This window comes from Acetobacterium wieringae, assembly GCF_001766835.1.
Classification (GTDB): domain Bacteria; phylum Bacillota; class Clostridia; order Eubacteriales; family Eubacteriaceae; genus Acetobacterium; species Acetobacterium wieringae.
This window is the reverse complement of the sequence record NZ_LKEU01000027.1, coordinates 12,415-27,706: the sequence shown is the minus strand read 5'-3', so window position 1 is coordinate 27,706 and position 15,292 is coordinate 12,415. Positions and strand designations below refer to the sequence as shown.

19 protein-coding genes are annotated in these 15,292 nt (G+C 43.1%); 6 read left to right on the top strand and 13 right to left on the bottom strand.

Annotated features, from left to right (window positions below; genetic code table 11):
* Positions 1-77: 77 nt before the first annotated feature.
* The 3 genes from ACWI_RS07000 to ACWI_RS06995 all read right to left on the bottom strand — a co-directional run bounded on the left by ACWI_RS07000 (position 78) and on the right by ACWI_RS06995 (position 2,339).
* Positions 78-1,196, bottom strand: coding sequence for a radical SAM protein (locus tag ACWI_RS07000; RefSeq protein ID WP_070370720.1), 1,119 nt, complete (start codon positions 1,194-1,196; stop codon positions 78-80).
* Between the two features lie 9 nt (positions 1,197-1,205).
* Positions 1,206-1,355: a hypothetical protein gene (locus ACWI_RS19000; protein ID WP_175440916.1), complete on the bottom strand. Its 150-nt coding sequence runs from the start codon at positions 1,353-1,355 to the stop codon at positions 1,206-1,208.
* Between the two features lie 117 nt (positions 1,356-1,472).
* Positions 1,473-2,339, bottom strand: a complete 867-nt coding sequence (locus ACWI_RS06995) for a LysR family transcriptional regulator (RefSeq protein ID WP_070371025.1) — start codon at positions 2,337-2,339, stop codon at positions 1,473-1,475.
* A 261-nt stretch (positions 2,340-2,600) separates the two neighbouring features.
* Here ACWI_RS06995 and ACWI_RS06990 point away from each other — a divergent pair, with 261 nt between their 5' ends.
* Complete coding sequence (locus tag ACWI_RS06990) at positions 2,601-3,470, top strand: DMT family transporter (RefSeq protein WP_070370719.1); 870 nt, start codon at positions 2,601-2,603, stop codon at positions 3,468-3,470.
* Positions 3,471-3,490: 20 nt separating this feature from the next.
* Here the strand turns inward: ACWI_RS06990 and ACWI_RS06985 are convergent, their stop codons facing one another.
* The 3 genes from ACWI_RS06985 to ACWI_RS06975 form a co-directional block, all read right to left on the bottom strand.
* On the bottom strand, positions 3,491-4,297 hold the full coding sequence (locus ACWI_RS06985) for an MBL fold metallo-hydrolase (protein WP_070370718.1): 807 nt from the start codon (positions 4,295-4,297) through the stop codon (positions 3,491-3,493).
* A gap of 99 nt (positions 4,298-4,396) precedes the next feature.
* Entirely contained in the window at positions 4,397-5,221 is an 825-nt protein-coding gene (locus tag ACWI_RS06980) for a pentapeptide repeat-containing protein (RefSeq protein ID WP_084633553.1), read from the bottom strand.
* Between the two features lie 110 nt (positions 5,222-5,331).
* A complete protein-coding gene (locus ACWI_RS06975; RefSeq protein WP_070370717.1) occupies positions 5,332-5,886 on the bottom strand; it encodes a helix-turn-helix domain-containing protein in 555 nt (184 codons plus the stop codon).
* 107 nt (positions 5,887-5,993) lie between these two features.
* Between ACWI_RS06975 and ACWI_RS06970 the strand changes: the two genes are divergently transcribed.
* Positions 5,994-6,578, top strand: a complete 585-nt coding sequence (locus ACWI_RS06970) for a LysE family transporter (protein WP_070370716.1) — start codon at positions 5,994-5,996, stop codon at positions 6,576-6,578.
* A 90-nt stretch (positions 6,579-6,668) separates the two neighbouring features.
* Here ACWI_RS06970 and ACWI_RS06965 read toward each other — a convergent pair whose 3' ends face one another.
* Positions 6,669-7,445 carry an EFR1 family ferrodoxin gene (locus ACWI_RS06965; RefSeq protein ID WP_070370715.1) on the bottom strand — a complete coding sequence of 259 codons (777 nt, stop codon included), beginning with the start codon at positions 7,443-7,445 and terminating at the stop codon, positions 6,669-6,671.
* A gap of 18 nt (positions 7,446-7,463) precedes the next feature.
* Positions 7,464-8,210: an alpha/beta fold hydrolase gene (locus ACWI_RS06960; RefSeq protein WP_070370714.1), complete on the bottom strand. Its 747-nt coding sequence runs from the start codon at positions 8,208-8,210 to the stop codon at positions 7,464-7,466.
* A 432-nt stretch (positions 8,211-8,642) separates the two neighbouring features.
* Between ACWI_RS06960 and ACWI_RS06955 the strand changes: the two genes are divergently transcribed.
* From ACWI_RS06955 to ACWI_RS06940, 4 genes are read left to right on the top strand one after another with little or no spacing between them, the layout of a single operon-like run.
* Entirely contained in the window at positions 8,643-9,032 is a 390-nt protein-coding gene (locus ACWI_RS06955) for a DUF2089 domain-containing protein (protein WP_070370713.1), read from the top strand.
* A gap of 16 nt (positions 9,033-9,048) precedes the next feature.
* Positions 9,049-9,486, top strand: coding sequence for an SHOCT-like domain-containing protein (locus tag ACWI_RS06950; RefSeq protein WP_242871588.1), 438 nt, complete (start codon positions 9,049-9,051; stop codon positions 9,484-9,486).
* Between the two features lie 55 nt (positions 9,487-9,541).
* Complete coding sequence (locus ACWI_RS06945) at positions 9,542-9,790, top strand: hypothetical protein (protein WP_070370711.1); 249 nt, start codon at positions 9,542-9,544, stop codon at positions 9,788-9,790.
* Between the two features lie 17 nt (positions 9,791-9,807).
* Positions 9,808-10,167, top strand: coding sequence for a phage holin family protein (locus tag ACWI_RS06940; RefSeq protein ID WP_070370710.1), 360 nt, complete (start codon positions 9,808-9,810; stop codon positions 10,165-10,167).
* Positions 10,168-10,270: 103 nt separating this feature from the next.
* Here the strand turns inward: ACWI_RS06940 and ACWI_RS06935 are convergent, their stop codons facing one another.
* The 5 genes from ACWI_RS06935 to ACWI_RS06915 all read right to left on the bottom strand — a co-directional run bounded on the left by ACWI_RS06935 (position 10,271) and on the right by ACWI_RS06915 (position 15,163).
* Entirely contained in the window at positions 10,271-10,702 is a 432-nt protein-coding gene (locus tag ACWI_RS06935) for a DUF3795 domain-containing protein (RefSeq protein WP_070370709.1), read from the bottom strand.
* 77 nt (positions 10,703-10,779) lie between these two features.
* Positions 10,780-11,568 carry an RNA polymerase sigma factor gene (locus ACWI_RS06930; RefSeq protein WP_175440915.1) on the bottom strand — a complete coding sequence of 263 codons (789 nt, stop codon included), beginning with the start codon at positions 11,566-11,568 and terminating at the stop codon, positions 10,780-10,782.
* Positions 11,569-11,736: 168 nt separating this feature from the next.
* Complete coding sequence (locus ACWI_RS06925; RefSeq protein WP_070370707.1) at positions 11,737-12,942, bottom strand: alpha/beta fold hydrolase; 1,206 nt, start codon at positions 12,940-12,942, stop codon at positions 11,737-11,739.
* Positions 12,943-13,064: 122 nt separating this feature from the next.
* Complete coding sequence (locus ACWI_RS06920; protein WP_070370706.1) at positions 13,065-14,465, bottom strand: sensor histidine kinase; 1,401 nt, start codon at positions 14,463-14,465, stop codon at positions 13,065-13,067.
* Positions 14,462-15,163, bottom strand: a complete 702-nt coding sequence (locus tag ACWI_RS06915) for a response regulator transcription factor (RefSeq protein WP_070370705.1) — start codon at positions 15,161-15,163, stop codon at positions 14,462-14,464. The genes ACWI_RS06920 and ACWI_RS06915 overlap by 4 nt, the downstream gene beginning before the upstream one ends.
* Positions 15,164-15,292: the final 129 nt, after the last annotated feature.

Below are 15,292 nucleotides of genomic sequence, written 5' to 3'. Positions count from 1 at the left end.
TTTCATCGCTTTTTCTTTTACCAACTGTCTTTGACAGTTCATTTTTCAGCTACTCACCGCTACTTGATTATCCCTTTTTAAATTGTCAACGGCCGATAAGCCGCCGGCAGTTCTTCTTCAGTCAGAAATTCAAAGCCCTCATCCCGCAAAATCGGCAGGAAAAAGGTGTAAGGAATCCGGGAAAATTCACAGGAATAGTTGCTGGCCCCAAACCACATACCCGCTTTGCCGCTTACGTTTAACCCTCTGGCAAACTTGGTATCATTTGAACAATCATGAACCACCAGATCCCAGTTTTCGGTATCGGCAATGGCCATCAATTTCAAGGTCAACTCACGACTCCAAATCGGCGAGATATAACCCCGGCGGGCAATATACATCAACTCACCCATATAGTTATCAATATTATTTGGATTCAGGTGCAGCTCGGCGCAATTGATAAAATCAAGTCCGGTTCCCAAAATGGCGGCTTTTTTCTGGAAAAAGGCGTCAAAAAATTCGGGGGTCATCGGAGTTTCGATCCCCACCTTGGCAATGTATTTTTTAGCCGCCGCAATCATTTCAATCACCTTATCGGAGCAGTTGGAGGCTCCCAAATTAAAGCGGATCTCATTTAAACCGGATGCCCCCAGTTCTTTTAAGGTTTCTTCAGTGGCCAGGGTTCCATTGGTATAAAGATGCTGATAAATACCGGCCTCACTGAATTTTTTAATTACCGGATAATACAATTCAATTTCCATAAATGGCTCTAAAAAGACGTAAGCAATCCCGGTGGGATGCTGTTGGATTGAGAGCAGCAGGTCAAGATCTTTTTCATAGAATTTAGTGCCGCCAATTTCCCACAAGCCTTCGCCCACTGGGGCAATATCGTCAAGTTCGCCGTAGTTATAACAAAATTTACATTCGATATTGCATTTATTGGTTTTGCGGATCGCACTTAAACCCGTCCCCAGCAGGCAGGAACGGCAGCCCTGAGGAAACTTGCTTTCCTCCCCAACATAAAGGGTTCGTTGCTCCAGAGATTTCAGGTTTTTTATGTCTTTTTTCAGTTTGGCGTTACGGTGATCAATGGCCGCCTCAATCTGGGCAAAGGTCGCATATACAATTTCCTGCTGATTAGCCATCAGTTCTTCATCTTCCGGCAACATCGCAAAAAATTCAAACCACATCAACGCATCTTTTTTTGATATTTTCAAACTATTCTCCTAATCATTGGCTTCTTCTTGTTTTTCAATGGTTCTGAGGGCATTGCGCAATGCATCCCGAACCGACTCTTCGATATGGTTGGGAATTACCATCACCGCATCAAGAGCATCGATCAAAATCCGGATCTTATCTTCCTTGCTCATTTTCATGTGATTGTTTCCTTTCTGTTTCCACAGCTTTTTTTCATTATCTCTATTCTATTGGTTTATCCTAAAAAAATCAACCCTTGAGCTTAACCCAGATAACTGCGTCATCCACACAGCTTTTTAGCGGTGTGGCAAATAGTCGATAAAACGCAACCCTGCCAGGGAAATTGCCTTTTTATCCCGAAAAGCCAGCCCAATATTGCGATATGCTGGAACATCCAGTATCTTTGCGACAATTCGATAGGGAACTCGCTTTAAAATCAATTCCGGTAGAATGCTGATCCCCAATCCACTCTCTACCATCGACATGATGGCGTAATCATCCCAGGTGGTAAAACGTACCTTTGGCGACAACCCACAACGCTCAAAGATTTCAGTCACCTCTGCTTTAGCGCCTTTTTCCAGTAACATAAAGGGATCATTGCACAACGCCGTCACCGGAAAACGCTCACATTCGACCAACGGATGGGTCTCCGGTAAGATCACCATGAGTTGATCCTGTTCTAAAAAGATCGTTTCCAACTCAGGATGCGTGGGCAGTCTTAGAAACCCACAATCCACCCGCCCATCCAGAATCCACTCTTCAATTTCGGTATAATCACCCAACAGCAGTTCATAGTCAATATTGGGATAGTCCTTTTGAAACGCTTTAATAATATTGGGTAGCCAGTGGGTTGCCACGCTGGAAAAGGTGCCAATCCGAATCAACCCCGATTCCAATCCGTTTATTGCCTCTATTTTTGTCTGTAGCTTCCAATATTCATCACATACACTTTTAGCATAAGGCAGCAATTGCTGTCCATCGGATGTGAGCCGCACTCCGGCCCGACTTCTTTCTAAAAGTGATACCCTCCACTCTTTTTCCAGATCATTAATCATCCGGCTAATCCCAGATTGGGAATAATGCAATATCTCAGCTGCCTTGGTAAAACTGCCATACTCCACCGTCCTGATAAAGGCCATGTATTTTAGAATATTTGTATCCATATGCATTTACTCTCATTCATCTGTTTTTATCATGCTAACTATGCAAAACATTCGCTTTTGCTCTTCTTTTATTTATGATATATTTTCACTATCAAAATTTCAAGAAATAAAGGAATAATACACAATGTTTTTTATAAGCGATATTTATTCATCATGCCCCCCAATATATTACTCCAACCAATGGTAGAAATCCCTAAATCTTATATGATATCATTCATGGCCGCAGTGCCGGAACCCTTTTTTAAATGGAGGTTTTACGCTATGACACAAGCTTACTTAAACTATCTTCTAGCCCTGCTACTGTTTGGAACAAACGGCATTGTTGCCAGTTTCATTTCCCTTTCCAGTTATGAAATTGTCTTCTTGCGCACCTTAATTGGCAGTTTACTCTTGGTCATTTTGTTTAAACGATCTGACCAGAAGTTTGATCTTAACCAGAACCGGTTGCATCTTTTTTATCTGGTTATTTCCGGCATCGCCATGGGTACAAGCTGGATGTTCCTTTATGAGGCGTATCAGCAGATTGGTGTCAGCATTGCCTCACTGGCCTACTATTGCGGCCCGGTGATTGTGATGATGCTCTCTCCTCTGCTGTTTGAGGAGCGGTTTACCCGTCCCAAAGTGATTGGCTTTGTGGTGGTTCTATGCGGGATACTACTCATTAATATTCAGGCGATCAGCGATGGCAAAACCACCTGGGGGCTTTTTTGTGGCGGAATGTCGGCAATCATGTATGCACTGATGGTAATCTTTAATAAAAAAGCGGTCAGCATCACCGGGATGCGCAACGCCACGCTGCAACTGCTGCTCAGTTTTTTAACTGTCGCCCTTTTTGTGGGTTTGCGCCAGGGCTTTCTTATTGACGTTACTCCTGCTAATTGGCCGTTTATCCTGATTCTGGGGCTGCTTAATACCGGCATCGGCTGTTATCTGTACTTTTCTTCAATTGATCATCTGCCGGTTCAGTCAGTCGCCATTCTGGGATACCTTGAACCGCTGTCTGCCGTTTTCTTCTCAGTTCTATTTTTGGGCGAAATTCTTGAGCCGATTCAGATGCTTGGTGCCATTTTGGTGATTGGCGGAGCTATCTTTGCCGAAGGGCGCTTCCGTTGTAGTCGCTGTATTGATTAATTCTGTTCTTTTCGGTTATATCACCACATTAAGGATAATCCCACGCCGACTTCCGCAACAGTGATCGTTTCATTTAATTTTGCTTTTACCGCAAAAGAAACACAATGGCAGGGATAAAGGCTTTTGACCTGATTCTCGGCAAAATATGCCTGGGTCTTAAACAATTGTTCATCCAGTTCAAAAAGATGAAAACCGCCAATCACCCCATTAATCCGCTGATCCTGACAGATTTCTTTGGCATACTCAATAATATTGCAGATACCACTGTGGGAACAGCCAGTGATAATAACTAGTCCCGTCTCACTCTGATAGACCAGCGCCGAATCATCCAAAACGGCATCCTCGCTCCATTGATCATTTTCACAGCTCATTCCGATTGACTGCTGTCCTTCAAAACCAAACCGCCGGGGAATTTCCCCCAGAAACAGAAGCTTCTCACTCAGCCAGGTAGGCTTATTTGTTAATGACAATTGGCAGCACTGATCGAGCTGCTGCCGTGATAGTGGTGAACCAATTGCTTCACCTTCATCCTGTTTTTGATTAAAACAAAGGAGATGGGCTACCAGCTTTGTGTTTTGGAGACTCATCTGATTTACCAGATATGCTAATCCACCGGTATGATCATTATGCCCATGGGACAATACAATGGTATCCAGCTGATTCAAATCAATTCCCAATTTTTTAGCATTGTGAATCAAAACGTCAGAATATCCGGTATCAAACAGAATTTTCTGCCCCTCCTCTTCAATATAAAAACTCAACGCCGGCTCGCCCAGAAAATACTGGTCGATATAAGTATAGTTATCAACTAATACTGTTAATTTCATCTCTTCTCCCGATTCAATTACATAAGCCCTCCCATTTGGGTTTGCTTTTATTTCTGCTGATCACCATACCACTATTGATGATGATCCGTTGCCTCACCGCTACCAGTGCAAAGGCCGCACCAGGTTTTTAGGTAGTTTTGTTTCTGTATTTCCGCTGGCTGCGTTAATCTGCATCTGGGTTAAAAACAGACTCTTGCTTAAATCCGTATTTTTGATGTTTGCGTCACGAAGATCTGCACCCAAAAAATTGCTTCCGCGCAGGCTGGCCCCTTCCAGATTGGCAGCAATCATCAACACCATGCTGAAATCACTGCCGTCAAAATTTTTCCCACTCAAATTCTTGCCAAGAAAATTCTTGGTCATCTTTTTATTTGCGGGCATCACCGCCACCTGGTGGCTGATCTGTTTAAGTATTCGATTAACCTTTTCCCGATAAGCCGCTACATCCGTGTTTAACATTGCATCCGCTGCCTTCGCGGTCAGCTGCTCATTCTCCACAATCAACGCCATGATCTCTGTTTGTTGCTTCTGATCAGAGCTTATCTCCCGGGCTTCCAGCAGGTACCAGGCCATTTGATGGAGCTGAAACACCACCGTAAAGGTCTGAAACAGTTCCTTTGCTTTTTGAGGATTGGTTTTCCAATTCCCATCTTCACCCATCTTTTGAGTCACTTTCTGACCGGCGCCAAAGCAGTCGTAGCCCAGACACCCTTTCATCTTTTGCTCTGCCAAACGGTCATGGATATCACAACGAAAATCTGAACGCAGATGCCGACAGGGCACCCCCGCTGCTTTATTCTCTGGGAATCCATCGGTTTTCATACAATATAGAGCGACACAACACAAGCCGCAGCATTTTTCGCAGTCAATGCGAAGGGCCTTCTGCAAATCGGCCACTTTATCCATCATTTCACTGTTTGTCATTCTCTCACCACCGGTTCATTGTTTCTATTATTTGATTCATCCTGACCAGACTATTAATCATTTTTGATACATCCATCCGATGCTATATTTTTGTCTATCTTGGTTCGATCTCAGTTCTCTGAATAATAAATAATCATACTAAGACTGGCCGTGGTTATCCCCATGTTTCGATAGGCATGAGGAACATCGGCTTTAAACCGAATTGAATCTCCTTTTTCCAGCCGAAAGGTTTCTGCCCCGACAGAAATCTCCACCGCCCCTTCAAAAACTGTGACGTATTCTTCGGTTCCCTGAATGTGGGGTTGGGCAGACATCTGCCCATTTTCAACAATTTCAATACGGTAGGTCTCAAACAACTTTTTTTCATCAAAAGGAAAAACAGGATAATTGATGTATTTTCCATCGTCTTCCACCAGTGGTGTAACCGATTGAGCCAGGATCACCATGGTCTCTTCCGATTGTAAATTTAATAAAGATGAAAAGGATGTTTTATAACCGTTGGCAATTTTCCACAGCACCGAAATCGTTGGATTCACATCCCCCTTTTCTATCTGGGCCAACATACTCCGGGAAACTCCGGTTTCCCGGGCTGCGGCATCCAGAGTCAGCTTCTTAGCTTCCCGTATCTCCTTGATATTTTTTCCAATAATTAAAGTGATGTCCAAAAAAACCTCCTATTGACAATATATTAAACTTAAAGTACAATATATTGAATTCTTGTATAGTGTACTTTAAGTTTAATATACCATCATATTCTTAGGAGGTCAATTCGATGTTCAGTTTTTTCAATTTTTTAACCTATGCAGTGGTAACGGCTGTCACACCAGGCCCCAATAACCTGATGTCCATGTCCATTGCCCGGCAATCAGGATTCAAACAGGCCCTCCCTTTCAATTTCGGTGTTTTCTTTGGATTTTCAGTGGTGATGTTAATATGCACCTTCTTTTTCACAATGCTTTCATCCATGCTTCCCATGATTAAAACCCCGATGGTGATCATCGGGGCTCTCTACATACTGTTTCTAGCTTATAAAACGTATCAAAGTTCATCTGAAATCAAGGAAAGTCTGACCAAAAGCAGCTTCGTCAGCGGTTTCTTGCTGCAGTTTATCAATCCTAAAATTTATCTCTATTGCCTGATCTCCATGGAAGTCTACATCCTCCCTTATTTTTCTCATGATTTTCCTATGCTGGTCTTTTTTTCTGGCGTGCTGTCGCTGATTGGCTTTTCCTTTACCCTGTGCTGGGCCTTCTTTGGCGCTCTCTTACAGACGCTTTTCTCAAAACATGCCCGGCTCACCAATACCATACTAGCCCTGCTTCTGGTTTATTGCGCTGCTTCTTTGTTTTTTGAGTAGTGAAGGCAGTTAGAATTTGTCAATGATGTCTATTCCTCCGTTTCTATAAAAACCATGGTGTCATAAATTTAACGCCTTCGGTATTCGTAATCAAAAATCGTCGCTGTACAACTGGTGAATTCCCGGATATTGTTTTTTAACCGGGGCATGCAACAAGACCGTAATTGCTTGTTGCGGACACTGGTTGACGCAGCGATAACAAAGGGTACATTGACCGTTTTGCAAAATCCCGCTGTCTACCTGCTTCAAATTTTGCATCGGGCAGATTTTTATACATTTACCGCAGACAGTACAGGCGGCACTAATTTTTACATCTTTTTCTGCTTTTTTCTCAAGCCTCACAAAGGAACGGCGCTGTAACAAGTACCCACTATATTGGGACAAAACATTAAAACCCCGTTTTTTAACAATGCCGCTGCTTAAATCCCTGCCGACCCGCTCTAGTTTTGCTTCTGCTTTACTAAGATAGCGGTTGATTTTTTTATTGTCCTGCACCGGAAAAATCGGCAGATTGCAAATGTTGTTGGGCATATTGAAATGCTCCGCATATAAAATTTCCACTGCAACACCATCCAGCAGATCGGTAAAGATCCGGGCTCCATCACCCGAGAACATCAGCTGCGTACAAAAAATTATCAGCTTTTTGCCCTCAAAACAGCTTTGATGGGCGATAATAAAATCCCGCAAAATACGTGGAACACAGGAACCATAGATCGGGTAGCAGACCGCGACGGTGTTTGTCGTTGTCAATACTTCACCAAAATCAATCACCTCTTCAATCGAAAAACAGGCGGCCTTCGTTTTCTCTGAAAAACGCTCGGCAATGTATCGGGAATTTCCGGTGCCTGAAAAATATATAGTAACCATTAACCCTCCTCGTCGGCTTTACTTTTCTATTCTGCCACAGCTAAAAAATTCGCTCAGCAGCGGATTTAACACCGCTGGCATTCGCAGCGGAAAATCATGTCGCCCCCCTTTTAAAAAAAGCGTCTGACACTTCTGATTGCGGTTACCCAGCTCAACAACCGACGTTTTAATCTCACTGAATTCTTTTTCACCACAAACTGCCAGCATGGGAATTTTCACCTTTGCATAATTTGCTTGTTCATCAAGAAAAATTCGATCCTTAAACCAGGCCACATACTGTTCGGGGGTAATTTTTTTGGTGTAGTCAACCAGAAAATCCTCCTGAACCTTGGACAAATGCCAATATTTTGCCTGCAGCCGCAGTAGTCCTGACAGCCTGGAGGTCCGTTGTGTCCAGATCCCCAGCCGCACAAAGCGATCAATGGATTTTTGGGTAGCGCACACCCAGGGACTTAAAAACACGGCCCGCTCAAAAAGCTCCTGATACTGTGATACCAAAGCCACGGCCAGTTCACCGCCCAACGAGTGACCAACGAGTATAACCGGTTTTTTATTTAAAGATCGGATTAAATCAACTAAGGCCGCAATTGTCTTTTGCGGTTCATAACGTTCTTCTACTTCCCGCCCCGATCCATAAAGATGGGGAACAACCAGATGATAGTCCTGTTTAAAAATATACTGGTTACTGAAGGTGTCGGTCAAGGCTGCCCCATGCAGAAATACAATGGTTGCTTTTTCACTGTTACCATATTCATCAAAATACAATTGCCTGCTCCTTTATTTAAACTAATCTCCTATTTACGATGCTATTTTCCCAATCACGCAAAAAAGCGGGTCAGGTAGCGACTGGACGCAACAGGCACCAGAATCGATGACCTGCACTATTCCAGCAAGCCGCTTGACAAATCCATCGACCGGCCACACCATAAAAACTGCCAAGCGGTTTGGCTATCGCTTCTTTAACCAGCCGCATTTTTTAAGATTATCATATCATGCTTTTTGATACAAGACCAGATCACGCTTTGTCATTGCCAGCCAAAACCAGCCGGTATTTCCAGCTACCGCTGGGATTGTCATATTTATTAATCGTAAATTAATATTATCAATTTAAAAATTAATTATTTTAATATTTATATTGACATATTTAATTATTCGCAGTATATTATAATCAAATAAATCAGAGGACTGGTGAAACTTATGAAGTACAAAGCTCCGGGAAAATGCCCTGTCTGCGGTGAAAAACTTTCGATAACCAAATTAAACTGCCCAAAATGTACCACCACCATCGAAGGTGATTTCCACCCCTGCGAATTCTGTCGCCTACCCGATGACGATCTGGAATTTATTAAGGTATTCATTAAGTGTCGGGGGAACATCAAGGATGTTGAAAAAGAACTGGGAATTTCCTATCCAACAGTTCGTGGTAAATTGGACACGGTGATTAAAGGTCTCGGCTACGAGGTACCATCGAAAGAATTGATTAAAGAGAAGGCGGCCATTACTGCGACCCGAAACGAAATTCTCGATCAACTGTCAAAAGGTGAGATTTCTTCAAAAGAAGCAACAGAACGTCTTAAAAATTTATGAAGAAAAGGGAGATTTAATGATGAGTGAACAACAACGTATCCTGGAAATGATTGAAAAAGGGCAGATTACCGCTGCCGAAGCGATGGAGCTGCTTGAAGCACTGAATACGGCGAACGAAGTAATCCCGGTACAGGCTGTTGTCGGCCTTAAACACGATTACAAATTTTTTAGAATCAAAGTGACCTCGGACAATAATACGGTTAATGTCAACGTCAATATCCCGATCCGGCTACTGACCACCATCGGTGAAATGGCCGACCGCATGACTGCCATGGTACCCCCGGATGCCCGCCAGGACATGGAAGCCAAAGGGATCGATTTTTCCAGCATTGACTTTGCCAAAATTATTGAAGAGGTCATTAATGGCACCCTTGACGAACCCAACATCATTGATGTTGAAGCCTGGGATGAAAGCAGTCAGTCGATGATCAAGGTACGGGTCTATGTCGACTAGGGGATTTCGCTGCTTATGGATTCGCCTTCAACTAAAGGACAAACGGTTCATAAAAATGCCCTTTCCCATCCAATTGTATATTTTAGAAGAATTACTCGACTGCTGTCTTGATCTTTTGTCGATTGCCTGTTTATTTATCCCCCAAAGATCCACTGGCGGTTCATCTTCCGATATCTCTGTCCACTTAATGAAAGAACTGGTGCTTGTTGTGATGGCGCTTTTACGGGCCTTAAACGATGATGAACCCTATGATCTGATTGATATCCGCACCGATGAAGTCCAGCTTTCAATCCGAGTCAAATAGTTATTGAGGAGGTTACGATGACAAAACTGTTTCTTAAATATCTGTCAATTATCCTGACTATTTATTTGCTGTCCCTGGTCTTCCCAACCATTTGGATCGGCAGCATTCCAGCGCTGCTGGCTATGGGCCTGGTACTGCTGATCGTCAATTTGATCATAAAGCCAATTCTTTTGCTGATCACGCTGCCTTTGAATCTGCTGACTCTGGGCTTATTCAGCCTGATTGTCAATGCCTGGACAATCATGATTGCCGACTCTTTTGTCGCTAATATCCATATCGATGGCTTTCTTTATTCACTCCTAACCGCTTTCATCATTGTTTGCTTTAATCAGGTATTCATTGGAATGTCGATAAAAAAAGCCAGTTATGCAAAATAAAAGAAAGGGTCTGATGCGATCACAAAGATGTTTGCAATCGCATCCGGCCCTTATTGCCCTACCCGATTCTGTTTATCAAAAGTACCACTCCGCTAAGAACGAATCACTCCGTGCTGCCGCCCTCACCGATGGCAATTTTCTTGGTAAAATAGGTATGTCTGATCTCTGCCGCCTGCAAAACCCAATTGTCGAGGCCAATTTTTTTTATCTGGCAGAGGTTATATAGCTTGATATTCTGGGGAAATTTTCCCGCCCCATCGGCCAGCGGCATCAGATAAAGACAGGGAAAATCGGTACAATTGAAGCAATAGTCAACACCCTTTTGTTTAACACAATCCAGAGTTTTGCAGCTTTTCCCCTGCATCTTCAAAAGCAGACAGATATTCCCATCCGTACAGCCAGCACAGGTTATTTTTTCGGCCGGTATCTTCGTTGTCCCTGACAGTCTTTCCTGGAATTCAGGGGTAACATTCTCTGCGTACATTTCACAATTAAAGCAATCAATCCCGCATGGTGCAACAATTTTTTCATTCATAAATCGATATCCTCCAAATAATTATTTTTGCAATTCTTTTGCTCTATATTAATTTAGATACCGGTTTTTAAAAAAGGTTACACAATATTTGCCGCAATTTTTTTTATTTTGTCAGAAATTTCTTTTTGATCATATTTTTGATCAACAGTATACAAGTAGTCGATTTTCTCCAGTAATGACAAATTCTTAAAATGGGTTTTCCGCAGTTCGTCGGTTTTTATCTGCTGATAGCCAGCCGGCAGCGGGAGGCTGTGGTCTTTCATGAACTTTATCCAGAGCTGGCATTTACATGGTTTTTCGGGGTCAATCAGGCTGCACCGCATTTCAAATAATTCCTGCAGTTGTTTTCTCCCTCTAAACAGGGTCACCTTGACGTTTTCAACTGACATATTAAGGATTTCGGCAATTTCTCTGTTTTTGAGACCAGTACAGGTTTTTAATAAAAAACAGACCCGCTGTTTTTTGGGCAGGCATTTTAAAAAAGCCTGCAGACATTTTTCTCGCAGTTCATCAATAACCAGATCATCGTCAAAATTATCGGTGTATTCGATGCTGTCAAAAAATTCTTGTTCGGTAACCCCTAAATCCTCAGTAATTTTAACTAGTGGCAGCTTGTTGATATAGTTGAAATGCTTGTAGCACTCATTGATGACAATCCGGTATAACCAGGTGAATAGTTTTGACTCGCTTCTGAACGTGCTTAGATTTTTATATGCCAGTAAAAACGAATTCTGCAGCACATCCTCGGTATCCTGATGATTGCCGATCATTCTGAATGCGCAGGAATATAGCTTATGATAATCCTGTATAATCAGGTTTTCCAGTTCCATTTGCAATTTAGCGTCATAAGAATTGTTACTCATCATCCTATTGTTTCCATCAGAAACAAACCTCCTGTTCTTTACCCCATCCATTACCTCTATTTTATTGCTTTATCAACAAAAAATCAATCCTGCTGGTTCAATCATATAATTAAGCTAAATAAAATAAACAGGTACCGGTTATCTTTAAAAAGCTCTGATTTTATTTTTTCCTTACTCATTCGGATTAATTGCTAAAAAAGTGGTAATTACCTTGTCGACAAACCGGTCTCGCTCGTTGATCCAGGGACTGTGACCAGAATGCTCAAACCAGATAATGTCCTTTTCAGGGGCTTGCAATACCTGTAGGTATTCTTCAACCAGCACCGTCGGCGCATTGACATCATGACGGCCCAAAAAGAAATAAACCGGCACCTCCAGTTTATTATAATCGGTTCTTAGATCGATCTCATAAAGCTGCTGATAAACGTTATTAAAGGTATTAATGATCCCGCGAACATAATTTATTTTATCCACAAGCCCATATTCAGAAGCACCAATATCGCGAAGGGTATTATATCCGGGATTATCAATGGCCGGATTACTTGCCATATAAGCACTCAGGTAGTTTAGATAGACTGCACTTTTCCAGGTAATATTATCGCCATAATAAGGAGGCATGCCATTCTTCTTCAGTTTCTCAATCACTTTTTCATCCCCCTTTTCATGGGCGATTTCCATGGCCTTCTGGTAATCCAGCCGTTCCGTTTCAGAAAAATCGATCATCTGGCCGGTCCCAATAAATGCGTGGTATGACTGGGGAAATGCTTTGATTAAAAAAATCCCCAGGGCGCTTCCCCATGACTCGCCCATGAGATAAATTTTTTCCTGTGCAAACCGCTCTTTCAAGTATTCAGTCAGCGCATAGCCGTCATCCATATAGGTTTGAACCGTAATCTTATCTATCTTTTCAGCACCATAAGATTTACCGGAACCGGGCTGATCCCAATTGACAACAACAAAGTATTTTTCCAGTTCTGAGAGTTCATGCCGCACCGCTGCCATCTGCGTCCCGCCGGGTCCACCTGCCAAAAACAGCAAAACCGGTTTGTTTTTATCCCAGCCTCTGATACTAATCCACTGTCGACGTCCATTTAACTCCACTTCTTTTAGCTCGGCGATACTGTTTTTTATGGTCTTGCCATTTTCATCCGTGATTGGTGGTGTCGAAGCGGTCAATTGCGTAAATACAACCAGCGCCAGATTAACAACACACACAGCAGCAAGGCATTGTGCAGCCCTTTTTAAGTGGGCAACTTGCTTTGTCTGGGGCTTTTTTCGCCAGCAGGCAACGAGTACCTGTAGTCCAAAAATCAGCATTGCTGCCAAAGCAGCGGCGGCCAAAAGCGTCAATATCAAAAATCCTGTTGTTTGTATCATTTTTTTCTCCTGATTTCGCTTCTTTTGATTGTCCTGACAAATAAAAAACAGCTTTACTTTCAGGACGACGCTATCATATCAGGTCGCTCTGTCATAAAGCTGTTTAGAATCATAAATTTACCTTAAATCTTCGGAATCCTAATCATAAATGCGCTGCCGTTGTTGTACTTAATGTCCAGCGTCAAATCACCTTGATGCGCCCGGGCAATTTTTTTTGCAATGGCAAGGCCCAGGCCACTTCCACCTGTTTTAGAATTGCGTGCGTCATCAACCCTCACAAAGGGTTTAAAAATATCTTCAACCAGATGATTAGGAATTCCGCAGCCATCATCGGCAAAACAAATAACGACATCAGCCTTTTCTTCCCGCAGCGACACCGATATGACGGTTCCCGGCCTATTGTAGCGCACTGCGTTATCGGTAAGATTTTGAAAAATCCGGCTAAAACGCGGTGGATCCAGTCTTACCGGGATGTTTTTTTCGGGGATATCAAATTCATATTGGAATCCCGCCTGTTCAAGCGGTGGGATCAGTGCTCCGCAAATCTGACGGAGATACTCACAAACTTCAATTTCTACCGGTTTGAGCAAAAACTGGGGGCTGTCCATCTGCGAAAGCTCAAACAGATCGGCAAGCAAAAGATTCGCTCTGTGACTATTTTGATAAATGGCCTGCAGATACTCCCTTCGTTCTTGCTCCGACAAATCCTTTTTCTTCATACAAAGCTCGGTATATCCCTGGATGCTGGCCAACGGATTCTTCAGATCATGTGAAATATCAAGGATCAGACGCCGTCTGTCATTTTCCGATTTTTTTCGCAAGGTCATTTCTTGCTCGATCCTGGCGGCCATGTCATTAAAGGTCTCTTGCAGATTGGCAAATTCATTCTTTAATTTTAAATCGACCCGGGCACTATAATCCCCTGCCCGTAAAAGCCGGGTTCCTTCGCTGAGCTGATGAAGCGGTTCGGTGATTTGCGCTGCCATGAAACGTGAGTACCCGGACGCCAATAAGGCTAAGATGGTCAGATAAATCAGACTGATGGCGGCAATCACTTTACTTGCCATTGCCATATCATCGGGAACCGCCGCCGGATTATGCACCACAGAAAAACTCAGGCGAATGGAAGTCGGAAATGTCACAATCAGCCAATACTCCCCCTGGGGCTGATAAACAATATCGTAGTGATAGGGTTGGTCAGAACTTTCCATCAGAAATGCCGTGAACTCCTCAGCACTTAGCTGACTTTTGCCAATGGTATCAAGCCCCTCTGAATAAACCACCTGGTAGTCCTTATTGACAACCTGCACCCCACCGCCATTCTTAACCACTGCCGATGCGTCGATCTGGGTATAATCCTCCTTAATGATGGCCCTTGCCGGATATCGCTCCTTGACAAGCCGCCCCTCGATCAATCCGCTTGCGAAAGACAAAAGTACCACTGCCAGAGTTGTAACCATTGTTGTCAGCAGAAATACAAACAGATAACTGGAAAGAAACTGATTTGAGATCTTTTTTATCATCGTTTTGGCCGTATATAGTGAAGTTTATAACCAATGCCCCGAATGGTTTTCAGATATTCCGGTTTTTGCGGATCATCCTCAATTTTATTACGCAGTCGACTGATATGAACCATCACGGTATTATCATTGTAGTAAAAGGCTTCATCCCAGATCGCATCGTAAAGCTGTTGCTTTGTAAAAACCCGCTCCGGATTTTCCATAAAATAGCGCAGTAATTTGTACTCCTTTGCGCCTAGTTCAATGGGATTTCCAGCTTTATGCACGCAACAGCTTTCCGTGTCGATCGTTAATTCCTCGTAAGTAAGTAATGCTACTGTAGGTGCCGAGGGCTCACGATACTCATTGCTTCGGCGTAGTTGGGCACTGACCCGGGCAAGCAGCTCAGCAATCGAAAAGGGTTTAGCCAGATAATCATCCGCTCCCAGTCCCAGTCCCAAAATCTTATCCATTTCATCCGTTCTGGCCGTCAGAAAGATCACCGGAATGGTGCTTGTTTCACGTATTTTTCGCAGCAGGTTAAAACCATCCAAAATTGGCATCATCACATCCAATATGGCCAGATCGATTGGTCGATTCTCAATCATCTCCATGGCCTGCTTCCCATTTTCTGCCGTAACAACCGTGTATCCATTTTCTTCAAGGCTAATTTTTAATAAGTTGCGAATATCATTCTCATCGTCAGCTACTAAAATCATCATTGACCAGCCCCTCCTCCATCTTTTACCCGACTGTTTGATTAAGCCAAATTGTCATCAAAGTTTCTGCAACAAGCCTACTGTATTGCAGTAGCGCCTAATTTATATGACGCCTGAAACCTGGGGACGTTT